Source organism: Mycoplasma sp. 613B (assembly GCF_054343485.1).
Map to the genome: position 1 here is coordinate 1 of NZ_JBTGVH010000023.1, position 15,872 is coordinate 15,872.

16 protein-coding genes are annotated in these 15,872 nt (G+C 25.2%); 1 reads left to right on the forward strand and 15 read right to left on the reverse strand.

The genetic code is table 4. The features are described from left to right. Positions 1-70: 70 nt before the first annotated feature. From ACXX87_RS03550 to ACXX87_RS03620, 15 genes are all read right to left on the reverse strand, one after another. Complete coding sequence (locus ACXX87_RS03550; RefSeq protein ID WP_436358950.1) at positions 71-796, reverse strand: class I SAM-dependent methyltransferase; 726 nt, start codon at positions 794-796, stop codon at positions 71-73. Then, the gene (locus tag ACXX87_RS03555) at positions 783-2,324 is read right to left on the reverse strand and encodes an LppA-related lipoprotein (protein ID WP_436358949.1); all 1,542 of its coding nucleotides are present in this window, start codon (positions 2,322-2,324) and stop codon (positions 783-785) included. The genes ACXX87_RS03550 and ACXX87_RS03555 overlap by 14 nt, the downstream gene beginning before the upstream one ends. A 62-nt stretch (positions 2,325-2,386) precedes the next feature. Further along, positions 2,387-3,319 (reverse strand): ABC transporter permease, encoded by a 933-nt coding sequence (locus ACXX87_RS03560; RefSeq protein ID WP_458573285.1) that lies wholly within the window; start codon positions 3,317-3,319, stop codon positions 2,387-2,389. A 1-nt stretch (position 3,320) separates the two neighbouring features. Beyond that, a complete protein-coding gene (locus tag ACXX87_RS03565) occupies positions 3,321-5,219 on the reverse strand; it encodes an ABC transporter permease subunit (protein WP_458559223.1) in 1,899 nt (632 codons plus the stop codon). Then, positions 5,212-6,768 carry an ABC transporter ATP-binding protein gene (locus ACXX87_RS03570; protein ID WP_458573286.1) on the reverse strand — a complete coding sequence of 519 codons (1,557 nt, stop codon included), beginning with the start codon at positions 6,766-6,768 and terminating at the stop codon, positions 5,212-5,214. Before ACXX87_RS03570 ends, ACXX87_RS03565 begins: the two co-directional genes overlap by 8 nt. A 113-nt stretch (positions 6,769-6,881) precedes the next feature. Continuing rightward, positions 6,882-8,474: a BMP family ABC transporter substrate-binding protein gene (locus ACXX87_RS03575; RefSeq protein ID WP_458573287.1), complete on the reverse strand. Its 1,593-nt coding sequence runs from the start codon at positions 8,472-8,474 to the stop codon at positions 6,882-6,884. A gap of 182 nt (positions 8,475-8,656) precedes the next feature. Further along, positions 8,657-9,238 (reverse strand): transcription termination/antitermination protein NusG, encoded by a 582-nt coding sequence (nusG, locus tag ACXX87_RS03580; protein WP_436358944.1) that lies wholly within the window; start codon positions 9,236-9,238, stop codon positions 8,657-8,659. A 3-nt stretch (positions 9,239-9,241) separates the two neighbouring features. Then, entirely contained in the window at positions 9,242-9,454 is a 213-nt protein-coding gene (secE, locus tag ACXX87_RS03585; protein ID WP_458573288.1) for a preprotein translocase subunit SecE, read from the reverse strand. After that, positions 9,454-9,597 carry a 50S ribosomal protein L33 gene (gene rpmG, locus ACXX87_RS03590; protein ID WP_458573289.1) on the reverse strand — a complete coding sequence of 48 codons (144 nt, stop codon included), beginning with the start codon at positions 9,595-9,597 and terminating at the stop codon, positions 9,454-9,456. The genes secE and rpmG overlap by 1 nt, the downstream gene beginning before the upstream one ends. 29 nt (positions 9,598-9,626) lie before the next feature. Further along, positions 9,627-10,136 carry a hypothetical protein gene (locus tag ACXX87_RS03595; RefSeq protein WP_458573290.1) on the reverse strand — a complete coding sequence of 170 codons (510 nt, stop codon included), beginning with the start codon at positions 10,134-10,136 and terminating at the stop codon, positions 9,627-9,629. Positions 10,137-10,149: 13 nt separating this feature from the next. Beyond that, positions 10,150-10,830, reverse strand: a complete 681-nt coding sequence (gene rlmB, locus ACXX87_RS03600) for a 23S rRNA (guanosine(2251)-2'-O)-methyltransferase RlmB (RefSeq protein WP_458561158.1) — start codon at positions 10,828-10,830, stop codon at positions 10,150-10,152. A 50-nt stretch (positions 10,831-10,880) separates the two neighbouring features. Beyond that, a complete protein-coding gene (gene cysS / locus ACXX87_RS03605) occupies positions 10,881-12,086 on the reverse strand; it encodes a cysteine--tRNA ligase (RefSeq protein ID WP_458573291.1) in 1,206 nt (401 codons plus the stop codon). Between the two features lies 1 nt (position 12,087). Beyond that, complete coding sequence (locus tag ACXX87_RS03610) at positions 12,088-12,795, reverse strand: M48 metallopeptidase family protein (protein WP_458561156.1); 708 nt, start codon at positions 12,793-12,795, stop codon at positions 12,088-12,090. Between the two features lie 3 nt (positions 12,796-12,798). After that, the gene (locus tag ACXX87_RS03615; RefSeq protein ID WP_436358937.1) at positions 12,799-13,479 is read right to left on the reverse strand and encodes a nuclease-related domain-containing protein; all 681 of its coding nucleotides are present in this window, start codon (positions 13,477-13,479) and stop codon (positions 12,799-12,801) included. Positions 13,480-13,636: 157 nt separating this feature from the next. Continuing rightward, a complete protein-coding gene (locus ACXX87_RS03620; protein ID WP_436358936.1) occupies positions 13,637-14,209 on the reverse strand; it encodes a hypothetical protein in 573 nt (190 codons plus the stop codon). A gap of 269 nt (positions 14,210-14,478) precedes the next feature. Here ACXX87_RS03620 and ACXX87_RS03625 point away from each other — a divergent pair. After that, positions 14,479-15,872, forward strand: a 1,394-nt coding sequence (locus ACXX87_RS03625) for an IS1634 family transposase (protein WP_458573292.1), incomplete at its 3' end; no start/stop codon positions are given.

Genomic DNA, 15,872 nt, shown 5'->3' on the forward strand with positions numbered 1-15,872 from the left:
TAAAATACAAATAGGTTATAAAAACACTGGTGCACTTTATATTTCATTTAAGGAATAAGGACTCCTATCCTTATTTTTTTACTATTCAAAAATTTGTATTGTCTGAAATTTCTAAAATTTTTTTACTTTCTTTAAAATGTTCATCGCGACTTATGATATCTAAAATTTCAAAATTTTGATTTTCAAGAATTGTTTTTAATTCATTTTTAGAATATAAATGTAAAAAATCACAAATTTTATCTTCGTTTTTGAAAATAAAATCACCATATTTTTCAAATCTAAATTCATTTTTACATTCTTCTATAAAGTTTTTATAATATTCTAAATATTCTACTTCTTCTCTATCGTGACAAGAAAAAATGAATATTCCCTTTTCTTTTAAAACTCTAAATACTTCTTTTAAAGCGTTTATTCTGGATTTTTCACTTGGTATTCCAGGTCAACCATTAAAGGAAAATAAAACATAATCAAAAGAATTATCTTTAAAAGATAATCTTGATGCATCTTCAACTTTAAATTCAATATTATATTTTTTGGATAAATTGATTTCTTTTGCTTTTTCGATCATATTTTGTGAAATATCAATGGCAACTATATTTTGATAACCAAGTTCATAAAGAGCAAATGTTGTTCTACCAACACCACAACCTAAATCTAAAATTTTTAATTCTTTATTTGGAAAATATTTATCAATTAAAAATTTTTCTGATTCTCACAATCCTATTTCTTGAAAGTCTTTTTTATATCTTTCAACTGTTTTTCTTTCTTGAAAAACTTTTTTATTATTTAAGTTCATTTAAATTAAATTCAATTAAGTCTTTTGTTCAGTGTATTTCTTGATCTGAAAAAGTAATAGATCTTAAGTCATTAATAGAACTAGAAACAAAAGGAAAAATCTTTAATTCAAGTTGCATTATTATTTTATTTTCTTCAGAGTTAGTTTCTTTAAATACATAAAAGTCAACATTTTCAATAATCTCTTTTGTAATTGATGTTATAAAAGGATATATTGAAGTTTTATCTTTTCTTGCTATAAACTTAGTTGCTCTTGGTAAATTATCTCAGTTGTTATAGATTTTTTCTTTTTCTTGATCATAAACAGCAATTAACAATTTATTAAATATAGCATTTTTTAGTGTATCTTTTTCTTGGTTTGTAATAGAAAGTGTTATTTTTTGTTTTTCATTAGTTATATTCATATTACTAATGCTATTTTCAATTTTGGATTTTAGTTTATACTTATTAATTATTTCTATTGCTTCATTTTCAAGTAAATAAACTGAAAATGGATTAGAAATTAAATTACCATTTTGATCTTTTGCAAATTTTCTAAATCCTGAAAATTCAAAATATTTATGATAAGAATCAGTAACTCCTGTATTATTATCAATTTGCTTGATAGAGACTTCAACTTGCATAGTCCCTTCTAAATCATTAGCAGATACCCCAACAACTTCATAATTATATTTTGGTTTAGTTGAATCTTCGTGTTTTTCAAAAAATAAAGCACTTAATGAAGGATTTAAAACAATATTTTTGTCTTTGAAAAGTTGTTTTAAATTTTCTTTATTTCCAGATCCTAAATATTCATAATTTAAAGTAAAATCATCGCTTGTTGATGAATTTTGCAATTCTCTAAAACTATCAATATTTGAATTATATTGCAGCATTGAAGCAACTAAAGAAGCAAATAGTTTTATTACGCTTGAGCCATTTAAATCTTTTTTTGTTAAAAAGTTTTCTCTTTCATCAACTGTATTTGTTGAATTAGTTTTAAATCCTTGTAAAGATATAGTGATATTTTTATCTTGATTATTTTTAGTAAAAGTTAAAACTAAATCACTAATTTTTCCTGTTGAATTATTGATTTTATCAGTATTTGGAAAAGTAGCTCTTATCTTATATTCTTCTTGCAATTCTCATTTAATTGCGATGTTTTGAGAAATTAAATCAGGAGCATCTTTATATTTATAATAAAAAGAAAGTGCGTCTAATTCTTTATTTCTTTCTGTTACTTCTAGTATTGTTGGAAAATCCTTTAACGAAGCGAAAACATCTGTATTTTGCTGTATATTGGTGTTTTTATCATTGTTTAGATTGTTATTGGAAGAATTATTATTTCCTGTTTGTGTATTGGGAATTGTATTTGTTGAAGTATTTGTATTTTCACTTGGATTTGTGATTTTTGGTTGTTCTGGTTTTATTGAATCTTCATTTGTTGTTTTTTCAGTTTTATTCTGCCCACATGCTACTAAAGATAAAGTAATAGGCGATAAAACTATAAATGATTTTCAAAATTTAAAATGATTTTTATTTTTTTTCATAATTATTATTTTATCACTTTTAAAGTAATAAAAAAACAAACCATTTTTGGTTTGCTTTAAATTTAACGTTTTGATTTGTCATATGGTTGTCCAACTGCAGCTGGAGCAATAGCTCTTTTCGATGTAAATATTAAAATAAATATTGTAATCAAGAATGGTGTAGCTGTAATTAAGAAACCATATTGACTTGCAGCTGCTAACACTCCTGTGCTTGATGCTTGTAATGTTAAAGCTGTTCCGTAAATTAATGAGAAGATTATAGTTACAAAGAAGATTCATGATGTTCTTCATCTACCCATAATTAAAATAGTAAGAGCTAAGAATCCAAATCCACCAGCATTTCCTGTAAAACTAATTCCTTTTCATTGATAGAAGATTCCTCCTCCAAGTCCTGCAAGTAATCCAGAAATAATTAATCCTTGTCATTTGTAGAAATTAACATTAATTCCAGCAACATCTGCTGCTTGTGGATTTTCTCCGATAGCTTTTAGTCTTAAACCTCATTTTGTTTTATTTAATGTTATTAGTGCAACAAGAAATATAACTAATATTAAAGCTAATTTAAGAGAAACAATATTTTTGAGATTTGCGAATGAATCTTGAGATCATGCTAATTCTTGTGTATATTGCGAGAATTTATTAGCATCTCCAAAAGTTCTTAAGAAGAAAATACTTAATGCAGGAGCTAATAAGTTTATTGCAACCCCTGAAATAATATGATCTCCTTTTAATTTAATGGTAACAAAACCATGCAATAATGCAAATAAAGCAGTTGCCAATGAAGAAATTATTAATAATGGTATTTGCATTCAAGCGCTTTCTACTTTAAATAAATAATTAAGTAATCCATAAACAGTAGCACCAATTATTAACATCCCTTCAATTCCGATATTAACAATTCCAACTCTTTCACTGAACATTCCAGAAAGTGCTGAAAAACCAAGAATAACAAACAGTAAAGCTGATGAAACTAAAATTATTGAAAATATTGCCATTTTATATTACCTCAATTCTAATTCATTTGTGTTCGTTTTTCATATTTTGAACAATTAAATCTTTTTCTTTGGTGTATTGAGCTTTTAATTCAACTCTATTTGCCTTGTATTGGTCTTTTAAAACTTTTAAGTCATAAAAACCAAGTTCAGAAAGTTGTTTGTTAATTTCTCTTCTTTTTTCAGATAATTCTCTAAATAACTCAATTTTTTGCTCTTCATTAATGTCTTTTTGATTCATAGCTTTTTTAAAAAAATCAGATTTAAGTTCATTTTGAAGAACTTTTCATTGTATTTTGTTTGGTTCGTTTGTTAATTCGATTATTTTAACAGATAATTTATTGTTTTTTCTCATGATTTTTTTACTAAATCAATATGCTTTAAATATACTAATTTTATGTTCTTTTGATAAATTGGATAATTTATTTAAAAATCTTGTATTAATTAATAATTCTTTTTCAAGATGTTTAATATATTCATTAATTGTAGCATTTTTACTTAATGGGTTGTTATTTTTAAAGTTTATAAATTCTTGAATATATTCTGCTTTTGCTTTTTTAAATACATAAGGTTTTTCTTTATGTAAATTTTGCAAGTGTTTAATATAATCATTTAAAATTTCTAATCTTTTACTTCATAACTCAATTGTTTCTGAAGAATTATTTTTATTTTTTATTTGTTTTTTGATTTTTGATCTTAGTTGTTTATATTCATAAATTTTTCTATTTTCATGATAGAAATAATGGCTTTTAACTAAGAAAACAAATTTAATAAATTTAGAAACTGGTTTAAATTTAAAGAAAATTACAGCGATAGCAGCAAAATAAATGATTAGTCCTGAAATCATTTGAACAGCTTGTGCATCTAATTTTGGATTTAAAATTTGAATATTATCTGAACCAACTGTTAAAAGTGAATAGAATATTGCTGTGAAAATAATTCCTATAGGTGAATTATAAGCAAGCAAGGAAACTGCTATTGCATCAAATCCTAAAGGTTCGGGAGATGAAAGTATAGGTAGATTTTGTCTTGAGAAAACAAATCAAAGAAATCCTGCTATTCCTGCTAAAACTGCTGAAACGCTTAAAATAGATATAATTAATAATTTTTCATTTGTTCCAGAATATTTAGAAGCATTTTTGTTAAATCCAGTCATTTTAATTTTATAACCAATAGGTGTTTTTTTGATTATAAATCAAACTGTTATAGCAAAAATAAATGATAGTCCTAATAAAATTCCTGCAAATGCTTGTGAATTAAAGAAATCATTTTCAAAAATTATTTTTTTAGATATTGGTAAATCTGTTAAACCTGGAGGTAAAGTAAAAGGAAGACCTTGAATTTTCCCAACAAGTAATTGATAAGCAATATAGTAAATAATTCAATTTAATAAAATTGTTGAAATAACTTCATTTATGTTAAAGAATGCTTTTAGTAATCCAGCAATCATCCCTACAAAAACTGCTGCAACTAATCCTGCTAAAAGTCCAACTATTAAATGTCATCCTTTAACAACTATTTCGGTATTACTGGTTGAACCTAAATAACTTACCACAACAAAACAAACAAGACCTGAAGCCATCATTTGACCTGGTATTCCTATATTGAACATCGATGCTTTAAATCCAACACCAACAGCAACCGATGCAAATATAAATACTGAAATAGTAATTAAGAATCTATAAATAAACTCTTCTTTTAATGAAGAATTTATAATTTGATAATAAATTTCAAACGGATTAGAACCTAAAGATGCAATAAAGATAGAAGCAATTATCATTCCAAAGAATAATGCTCATAAAGAACTAAATATTTTCTTTCTTGCATTTGTATTATCTTCTTCAAAAAAGAAGTTTGAAAATCTTTTAAATAAAGATATTTTCTTTTCTTCTACTTTATTCATTGTGTACTCCTGCCATTAATAATCCTATTTCGTTTCTTGTAATATTTTTTACATCTCTTTTGTCTGAAACTTTTCCTTTGTTAATAACTACTACTGAATCTGCTAAAGCAAAAATTTCATCTAATTCGTAAGATATTAGTAAAATAGTTTTACCTGCTGCTTTTTCTTGTAGTATTTTGTTATGAATAATGTTAATTGCTCCAACATCTAATCCACGAGTTGGTTGAACAATGATAATAAAATTATGTTCAGTTAACATCTCACGACCAACAATTGCTTTTTGTTGGTTTCCACCTGATAATGATCTAGCTTTGGATTTTCCATCTCTTCCACCACGAACATCATATTCAGTTTGTATTTCTTTATAAAAATTGTGAATTTTTTTAGTTGATAAAATTCCTAAATTTTTAAATAATTTATCTTTTAGTCTTCTAATTATTGAATTATCTCCAATTGTAAAATCTAAAACTAAACCATATTTATGTCTATCACCTGGAATATATGAAATTCCTTCTTCTTTCTTTTTACTTACAGACATATGAGTGATATCTTTTTCAAGAATTTGACCTTTTTCATCTTCTTTATAAAGGATAACGTTACCATGTGAAGGTTTTAACATCCCTGAAGCAACAAATTCAATTTCTTCTTGTCCGTTACCTTCAACTCCAGCAATTGCTAGAATTTCACCTTTATTGATTGTAAATGAAACGTCTTGAATTCCTTTTAGATGTTTGGCACTAACGCTTCTAAACTCGAAACCAACTTGAGTAAAGTTATTTTCAGTGTTGTTTTTTGGCATTACTACTTTTTTACCAACCATTGCTTCTGAAATTTCCGAAATTGAAACATTTTTTAAAGAATTAAAGTGTCCAACAACTTCTCCGTGTCTAATAACAGTTGCTTCATCAGAAACTGATTTAACTTCATTTAATTTATGAGAAATAAAAATAATTGTTTTTCCATTTTCTCTAAAGATTTTCATTGTTTCTAATAAACCTTCAATTTCTTGTGGGTTTAGAACCGCAGTAGGTTCATCAAACACAAGAATTTCAGCATCACGGTAAAGCATTTTCATAATTTCTACTTTTTGTTGTGTAGAAACAGTAGCATCACCTGTTTTTTGATTTAAATCGAAATTTAAATTATATTTTTTTTGTATAGTTTGTATTTTTTGAATTGCTAATTTTTTATCTAAAAAACCTCTATGTGTAAATTCATCACCTAAAATAATGTTTTCTAAATTAGTATATGCATCAACGAGTTTAAAATGTTGATGAACCATACCAATTCCCAAATCATTAGCTTGGTTAGGATCTTTAATATACATACTGTGTCCATTTATTTTGATTTGACCACTAGTAGGTGTATAAAGACCGAATAGAATTGACATTAAAGTACTTTTTCCAGCACCATTTTCACCAATTAAAGCGTGAATGGTACCTTTTTTGATCTTAATATTAATGTTCTTATTGGCAATTATAGTTCCAAATTCTTTTGTAACATTAATAAATTCAATTGCATTTTCTACTTTATTAACTGTATTTTCCATTTTTCTCTTTCCTATATAATTTTAACAAATAAACAAATAAAAAAATAACATAAAAGTTATTTTTTTATTTTAATCTAATTGTTATAGTAGATTATTGGATTGTTTTAATAAGATTATGAACCTTGGTGTGCTGTGTTATTAGCAGGTTGAGAAGCAGTGTTACTTCCTTGTGATTGACTTCCTTCTTCACTTGTACCTGAAGTTGGAGTAGTTTGCCCTGAAGGAGTTCCTGTTCCCGATTGAGTCCCTGCCCCATCAGCTTGTCCAGAACCATTTTGTGTTCCAGTTGTTGAACCAGCTGCATTTCCTCCAGCAGGATTTTGTGGGTTGTTATTTGCCCCCCCCTGTGGTGCTCCTGCTCCATCTGCTGGTGGAGTAGGTTGTTCTGCTGTTGCTGCTTTTCCTGTTTGTTTGTTAATTTCTGCAGCTAATTTATCTAATTCAGTTTGGTTAGTTGCTGCACCTGCTGGGTCCATTACTGGAATGCTTAAAAGAGTTTTAGCAGTTTCTTTATGTTCTTTTGTAACAAGTTCTTTGAATTTTGCTGCAGCTTTGTCTAATGAAGCATCTGCTGCAGCTTTGTCGCTAATTTGTGATTTTGCTAATCCAACAAAATCATCTCAGTATCCTAATTTAACATGAGCATTTTTTGTTCCTTCAGCAAATGTTGAAATAATATCTGAAGATGCTCCTTTTTTAGTAAATAAGTCAGCTAATACTCTAAATAAGGTATTTCCAATTCTTTTTTCAATTGATGTAAAGAATAGTGTTTTTGAAGCTTCAAAAGTTAATGATTGATCTGTATCCACACCGATTACAAATTGACCTTTATTTGATTTTTGGATTTGATCAATAGTTGTAGAAGTTAAACTTCCAGCTACTGGTAAAACAACTTTTGGTGTTCCTGTTGTTACTACTGTATTAACTTTTGGTGTTGATGTTGAATCTGCTTTAAATCCTGTATCTAAAGTTAATGTATCTGCTGTTAATTTTGTAACTTTAGGATTATTAGCATTGTAGTATTTAATTCCTGTTAAGTATCCTGCAATAAAATCAGTAACTCCAGCTCCTAATCCTCCACCAAATGCTGCAACTTTTCTTTTTGCATCATCAGTTTCTTTAGTTGAGAAGTAATCTGCTGTTGCATAACCTGCAATTCATCCTGCTTCATCTGTGTTGTAGTTTAATGAAATAAATCTACCTGATGGTAATTCAGAATCTTGTAAATCTCAGTCAATTGCAATAACAATAATTCCTTTTTGGTTAAATTTATCTTTATTTACTTTATATCAGTTTGAAAAAGCACCTGATTGTTGGAATCCAGTTAGTACTCAAACATTAGAATCAGTTGTTAATAATGAATTGTAACTTTTTTCTAAGTTAGATGAATCTCCTAATACATATTTATTAGCTTTTGATTCTGTTTGGAATGATAATTGAGAAATTGCTTCTCAAGCTGATTGGTTAAATGATTTATCATTAACATTTCCTCCAGCTGTTAATAAAGTAATTTTCAATTCTTTAGCATTTTTATCAGCGATTGCTTTTTTGATTTCTGGAGCTTTTTGTTCTACTAATTTTTTAATACCTGAGTAATCAGTTGTATAGTAATTGTTTTTATCTCCACATGAAACAACGGTTGCTAAAGTTGCAAATCCTGTTAATGTTCCACCTAGTCCTAATAATAATTTTTTACTTAATTTCATATTATTCCTTTATTTTATTATTTATTATTTTTAATATATATAATATTCACTTAATATTTGAAATTTTTCGAAAATTTGAATATCATATACATTAATTTTACCACTTTTTGAATTTTTTGCATAAAAGTGAAATAAAAAAATGCATTTTATTGAAAAAAATGCAAATTTTTTGAATTTTTGAACTATTTTACTACTTCTAATTGTTTATGAGAAAATTTTGTAGGAGTTTTTCTACCAAATATTTCAATTTCTACTCAAGAATCACCTAATCTATCATCAGTTTCTATGATTGTTCCTTCTTCGCCTTCAAAACTACCTTCAATAACTCTAACTACGACATTAGGTTTGAAAGGTGAATCAATGATTCCAGCATTATATTTTTCTCAACCTTTTTTTTCTGCTTCAAACATTTTTTTGATTTCGCGGTTAGAAACTGGTGTTGGTTTAGCTCCTTTTCCTGATGAACCAACAAGTCCAGTAACATATTGAGTATTACGAACAATAAATCAGGCATCATCGGTCATAAGCATTTTAGCAAAAATGTAACCTTTATACAGATTCTCTGTTTTTACAACAAATGGTTCCCCTTTTATTTTTTTATCGATTTCTTTTTGAGTTAAATGTGGTACCGTAAACATTTTAATTTCTTCAAAAATACTATCTAAAAACTCTGATTTTATTCTGTTATTTAAAGACTCAATAACTTGTTCTTCTTTTCCTGATATTGTTGAAATCATATATCATTTAAAATTTTCTTTTTCCATTATTTAAAAACCTACTCCTATTGAATTTCAAATTAAAGTTGCAACGAAAGAAATAGAAACAAATAAAATTGAACAAACAACCACAAAGATAATAGTTCACATAAAATTTTTATTAGCATCTTTAGCTTTTGGTCACTTAATTCTTTTTATTTCTTTAATTCAATTTCTGAAATAATATTTTTTTTCTCTTTTCTTTTTGTTTCTTTTTTCTTTCATTATTTTTCTTCCTTGTGTAAAGTTTGAGAATTGCATTTTCTGCAAAACTTGTTGATTACTAATCTATCAAACACAGATTTATTTTTAACATAATTTTTTGACTTGCAAACTTCACAAGCTAATGCAATTTTTTCTTTAGACATAGTTTATTAATTATATATTATTTTTGCAATTATTTGAAATATTCAACTGCTTCGAGTTTTACTTTTTCTAAAAACCTTTTAATTTTAAAGGATGATGTATAGAACTGATTAGATATTTCCTTAACTGTTTTTTTATTAAGATAATATAAATTTAAGATATTTAATTCTTCATGAGAAAACTTTTTAAAAAACCTTTGACAATCTTCTTTAAAAAGGTATTCTTTTGAATTTTCTGCTTCTAGTTTGGTTAAAATTTCATCTTCAAATGAAATACTAAAATTCATTATTTTAGAATTATTTTTAGTAAATGATTTAGCATAAGTCATTAATTTATTAAACAAGATTGCATAAATTACACCTTTTTTGTCTTCTTGATTATATTTCTTTGCTATTTGTGCTACTTCTAAAACGATGGATAAACCATAAATATTAATATCTTCTCAAGTTAAAGGAATGTATTTAAATTTGCTAAAAACATTTTTAGAAGCTGCGATTACTAGTTCTTTATATTTTTCTATTTCCTTTTCTGATTTGTTCATCTTTTCCTTTGTTTTACTTTAATTTAAATAAAACAATTCCGGCTGCTACTGATACATTTAGTGATTGCACAGTTCCTTTTAAAGGGATATAAATATTTTGATCACACATTTTTTCTACACTTTTAGATATCCCATTTGCTTCGGAACCTAAAATTAATGCCAGTGGATAGTTAAATGTTGTTTGATTAATATCGATGGAATTGGAACTTAAAGTTGTTCCATAAATTCAGAATTTTTTTTCTTTTAGTTTAGTTATTGTTGCACTAATAGATGCAACTTTAATAAATTTCATATTTATAAATCCACCAGATGATACTTTTAAAACTGTTGGGGTAATATCGACAGAACGTTCTTTAGGAAAAATAATATGATTAATTCCACTGGCATTTGCTGTTCTTATTATTGCTCCGAAATTGTGTGGGTCTTGAATATGATCTAAAATTAAGATTTTTTCTGGTTTATCTTTAAATATAACATTTAAATCATGTGTTTCAATATCACTGATTTGTGCAATAAAACCTTGATGGTTTTCTTTTGTCAGATTATCTAAATATTTGTAATCTTTTTTTATAACTTTAATATCTTTTTGTACTTTGATTAACTCTTCAGGTCTTGAAGAAAAAATTTGAATTATTGGTAATTTATGTTTTATTGCATCCAATACTGAATTTTTCCCACAAATATATTTTGCCATTATTTAAACTCTCTTTTCTTCTTTCTTTTATTTATTTTTCCATTATTTGTTTATAAAATATTTTTTTCATATAAGATTACTCTTAATTTATCTGCTTGATCGTATTTTTTCTGTTCTTTTAGTTCTTTTCATTTATAATAAATTTCTTTAATTTCTTGATCTAATTGTAAATTAACATAATTAAATCCAAGTAGTCTATAAATTTCAAATAAAGTTGCAAAGTCTTTATTTTTTTGTATTTCACTTATTTCTTTATTTGCTTGTGCAAATTTCAATTCAAGAAATAATTGCATTATTTTTTCAATCTTAAAAGTATCAATTACTAAATTACTTTTTTCTAAAAGAAATTGATAGTATGATTTAGTTAATTGTTGAATTTTATTTTTATTAGAAATAATAAGTTCATCACTTAAATCAACAGGAGTAAAAATATTAGTTGTTAAAATAATATTTCTAAAAGTGTCAGGTCCGTATAAAAAAGCAAAATCTTTTGCAAGCAAAATATTTCCTAATGATTTAGACATTTTGTAGCCATTTTTATTAATAAAACCAGCATGAATTCATTCCTTGGCAATTGCTTTATTAGTTAAAGCAAAATGCTGTGCATTTTCATTTTCATGATGAGGAAAAAGTAAATCAACACCACCAGCATGAATATTAATGGTTTTTTTATTAAAGTAATAATAAATCATTGCACAACATTCTGTATGTCATCCTGGACGCCCTTGTCCAAATTCAGAATCATATTTTATGCCTAATTCTGTATTCTTTCATAAAGAAAAATCCTGTATATTTTTCTTTTTTAAAGAAGTGTCTTCTTCGTTTTTCATATCTTCCAATTTTCGATTAGAAAGAATTCCATAATTATTTATTGTTTTAACATCAAAAAAAACATTACCTTCACTTTTATAAGCATTTTTGTTATCTAATAATTCTTTAATGTAATTTTGAATTCAGTCTAGTTTATCTGTAATTTTTAAAATTTTAGTTGGTTTAACAACATTATAAATTTTAAATAACTTTAGATATTCTTGATAATAAAATTCACTGATTTCTTTTTCGCTTTTATTTTCTTCAATTGCTTTTTGTATGATTTTATCATCAATATCAGTGATGTTGTGAAGATAATTTATTTGGTAATTAAAGTATTTTTTAACTCTATTTAAAATATCTATAAAAACAAGAGAGCGCATATTTCCAATATGCACATGGTTATAAACTGTTGGACCACATAAATAAATATTTTCTTCTTTCATTTTATTGATATTCCTTATTGTTTAATTTTTTAGTTTTTTGGTCATAATCAGGACAGTATTTATATACTATATCTCAAAATTCTTTTGAATGATTAGGGACAAAACAATGAGCTAATTCGTGGTAAATTACTGAATCAATGATATCTTTGGAAAAAGGGGATAATGCTTCTGAAAAATAAATTTCTTTTCTAAAAATATGATTAGTACCTCAAGTAGATTTTTTAACTCTTACAAATACTCTATTCTGATGTTTTATTCCCATTTCTTTTTCGATGTTTGTTAATCTCACTAATAAATATTTTAATAACTCTCTTTTTCTAATTTCTTCTATATATTCTATTACTTGCTTTTTAGTTTTTAAGAGTCTTGGTTGAAAACCAGTTCTTAAAGGAACGAATTTATATTTTCCAAAAAATAAATCAAAAAGGCAATGAATTTTTTCTCCAAATAAATAAAAATATCTATTGTCTAAATCTATATCTTTTGTAAATAAAGTAGTTATTATTTTATCTTTATATTTATTAAAAAAAGGTCTAATAAATTCTATTAATTGTTCATCATCAAGTATTTTTTCATTTTTAACTAAAATAAAATCTTTTTTTAATGCTATTTTTTGGGTATTTGAAGTAGTTACTTCTTGCTCAACTTTAATTGCTAAATTATCAATTATTAATTCTCTTGATACTTTTTGTTTTTCTTTACTTTCCATATTTTACCTACTTGTTGAAAAAGATTTTAATGCTAAATAATCTTTTTTATTATTTGTTTGATATTTTTCAAAAGCTTCTTTAATAGCTTTTAGAGTTTCTGGGTTTATTCTTTCTTCTAATGAAGTGTTTATATCAAAAAGAATTTGATTGAGTTCATCTTCTAAGCAAATGATAACATAAGCTAACTCATTTTCTATTTCTAACCTTTGTGCTCTGTTTGAAAACACAATTAAAGAAAGAATAGGAAAATTTCCATCTAACATTTTTTTTATATGATAAATATGCTTATCATTTTGATAAATAGGATTAGAAATTTCAAAACTCTTATTTCCTAAGACTTTATTTAGTGTTTTTTCTGTTGAATTTCCTTTAATAACGCCATTTATTGATTTTATTTCTACAATAATAATTGCTTTGTTTGTTAATAATATTCCATCAACTTCAAACAATTGATTATCGTTGTATTTATACAAACTGCTTTCTAAAAAATAAAAATTATTTTTTTCTGCTCATTTTCTTAAAAGAAAATTAATATTTTTTTCTGCTTCTAAACCTAGTTGCTCTTGTTTAGACATTTTTTTAAAATATTTAAACCTTAAAAAAAGCAAAAAGAAAGTTATTAAAAGCATCAAAAACATACTTACACTAATTCCTGCAATTACCGATATTTGCTCTTGATTCATTTTTCCCCTTTATTTTTATTTAAATTATACTATTTTGTCTTTACAAATAAAAAGAAAAAGACAAGATAAATAAATATCTTGTCTAAAAATAATTTGTCAATAATTTTTCATTTTTATATAAAATTAAAAAATTATTCACTATTTTAATATTACTTTGTTATTTTTCTAAAGTAATTACTGTGTTTGTATCATATTTTAAGGAAGAAATACCTAATGAAGAAAAGTGTTTTTTCATTTCTAAAGTTGTACTTGTGTCATATGAAAATTTAAAGTTATAACGTGGGCTTACAGGTAATTCTGAATTACCTCATTTTTGTTTTTCAACTAATGTAGAAGTAGCAGTGAAAGTTTTACCTCCAACTTTTAAATTACCATTTTCATCTAATTCTTTTAATTCTAAAGTAAATTGTTTTGTACCATTGTCATGTTTAACTGGTGTTGCGTCTTTGTGTGATGCTGATGTATCTATTAATGATAAATCAAATTCAAAACCTTTATCGTTACTTAAAACTTTGTCAAATACAAATTTATATTTATCAAAATTTGTTGTTTGTGTTTTAAATGTTTTAGATTCTTCGCTGATTGATACCACTTTTTCTTCAGTAGCTGGTGTTTCAGGCGTTACTGTTGGTTTTTTAGTTTCTCCACATGAAACTACAAAAGCAAAACCTGTTAAAGCAGTAACACTTGTTCCTAGGGTTAAAAATACATTTTTTAAGTTTTTTTTCATTTTTCTCCTTATTTTTATTGTCTATAACAATATATTAAAAAAATAATTCTTCTTTTAATACAAATTAATTTTATAACTTTAAATTTTGAATTTGCAAAAAAAAAAAAAAACATTCTTTTTTTATAAAAAAATGTCTTTTTTTGCTTTTTTGACTTTCCCGTCTTTCCCAGTTGACGGGATTTTTTTATTTTTTTCACATATTTAATACTATGTATTAAAAAAAACAATTTTTTTCTTTGAAAATCTTTCTATTATGGTATAATTGAAATATGAAAAATCATTTTATACTTGAATGCAGTAATGGGAATGCTAAATATGCAACTGTTGTAAAATATTGAGAAAATAAAAAAGGTTATAAAAAAATTGCAAGTTTAGGAAATGTTGAAAAATTAGAAAAAATAAATCCTAAATATCTAGAGATAATGAGAAAGAAATTAAGAGAAATCGATCCTAAAAACTCAGCAGAAGAAATAAAAAATATTTTATTGAATGAAATTAAAAAGGATAATATTGAAAAATTTCTTAAAATGACTGAAATAAATCTAATTTACAATGTAGTTAGAAAATTAAATATATTTAATTCTTTAAAAGAAAGCAAACATAAAGATTTAGAAGGAATTTTAGAATATCAAATAGCTTCGAAAATCCTTTATGAACAAAGCATTTTTCAAAGATTTAAAAACAAAGAAAAATTTGATAATAATATAAGCGTTTCTAAAAATTCTTTTTACAGATTTCTTGATGTTTTGGTAAATAATGAAAAAGAAATTTTTTCCAATTTAAATAACATTATTACAGATGAAACAGGTAGAGATGTTGAATTAGTTTTTTATGATTCATCAACTGTTTATTTTGAAAGTTTTCAAAGAACTGGTTTAAGAATTCCTGGATATTCAAAAGACGGAAAATTCAAAGAAGATCAAGTTGTTATTGGAATGACTACTGATAAAAATGGAATTCCTATTTTTATAAAGGTTTTTAAAGGAAATACAGCAGATTCAAGTACAATGATTCCTTTTATTGAAGAAATGAAAAGAACTTACAACCTTAAAAAAGTAACTATTATTGCTGATAAGGGGATGTCAATAAACAGAAATATCCGTTATTTAGAGCAAAAAAATATCGATTTTATAATTTCCTATAGATTAAAATCTTCAAGTAAAGAATTCAAAGAATTTGCTTTAAACCAAGAAGGATTTGTGGATATAAATAAAGGATTAAAATATAAAGAATATCACTATAATTCCCATTGAAACGGCAAAAGAGTGAATGAAAAAATCAGAAGAAGAATAGTTGCTTTTAGTACATCAAAAGCAAAAAAAGATTATGAAGAAAGAAAAATATTAATCAAGAATTTCCAAAAGAAACAAAATAAAATCGGAAGAGTTAATGCAGAAGAAATTATTGGAATTAAAAAATATAAATTCTTTAAAAGAGTGGGTTCAATGGAATTTGAACTCGATTATGAAAAAATCATAGAAGATGAGAAATTTGATGGACTTTATGTTTATGAAACCTCAAGACTTGATTTAAGTCCATTAGAAATTATTGAAATATATCATAAACAATGACAAATTGAAGAAAACTTCAGAACATTAAAAGATACATTAAAAGTTAGACCAATTTATGTATGAAAAGATTCTCATATTTTAGGACATTTTAT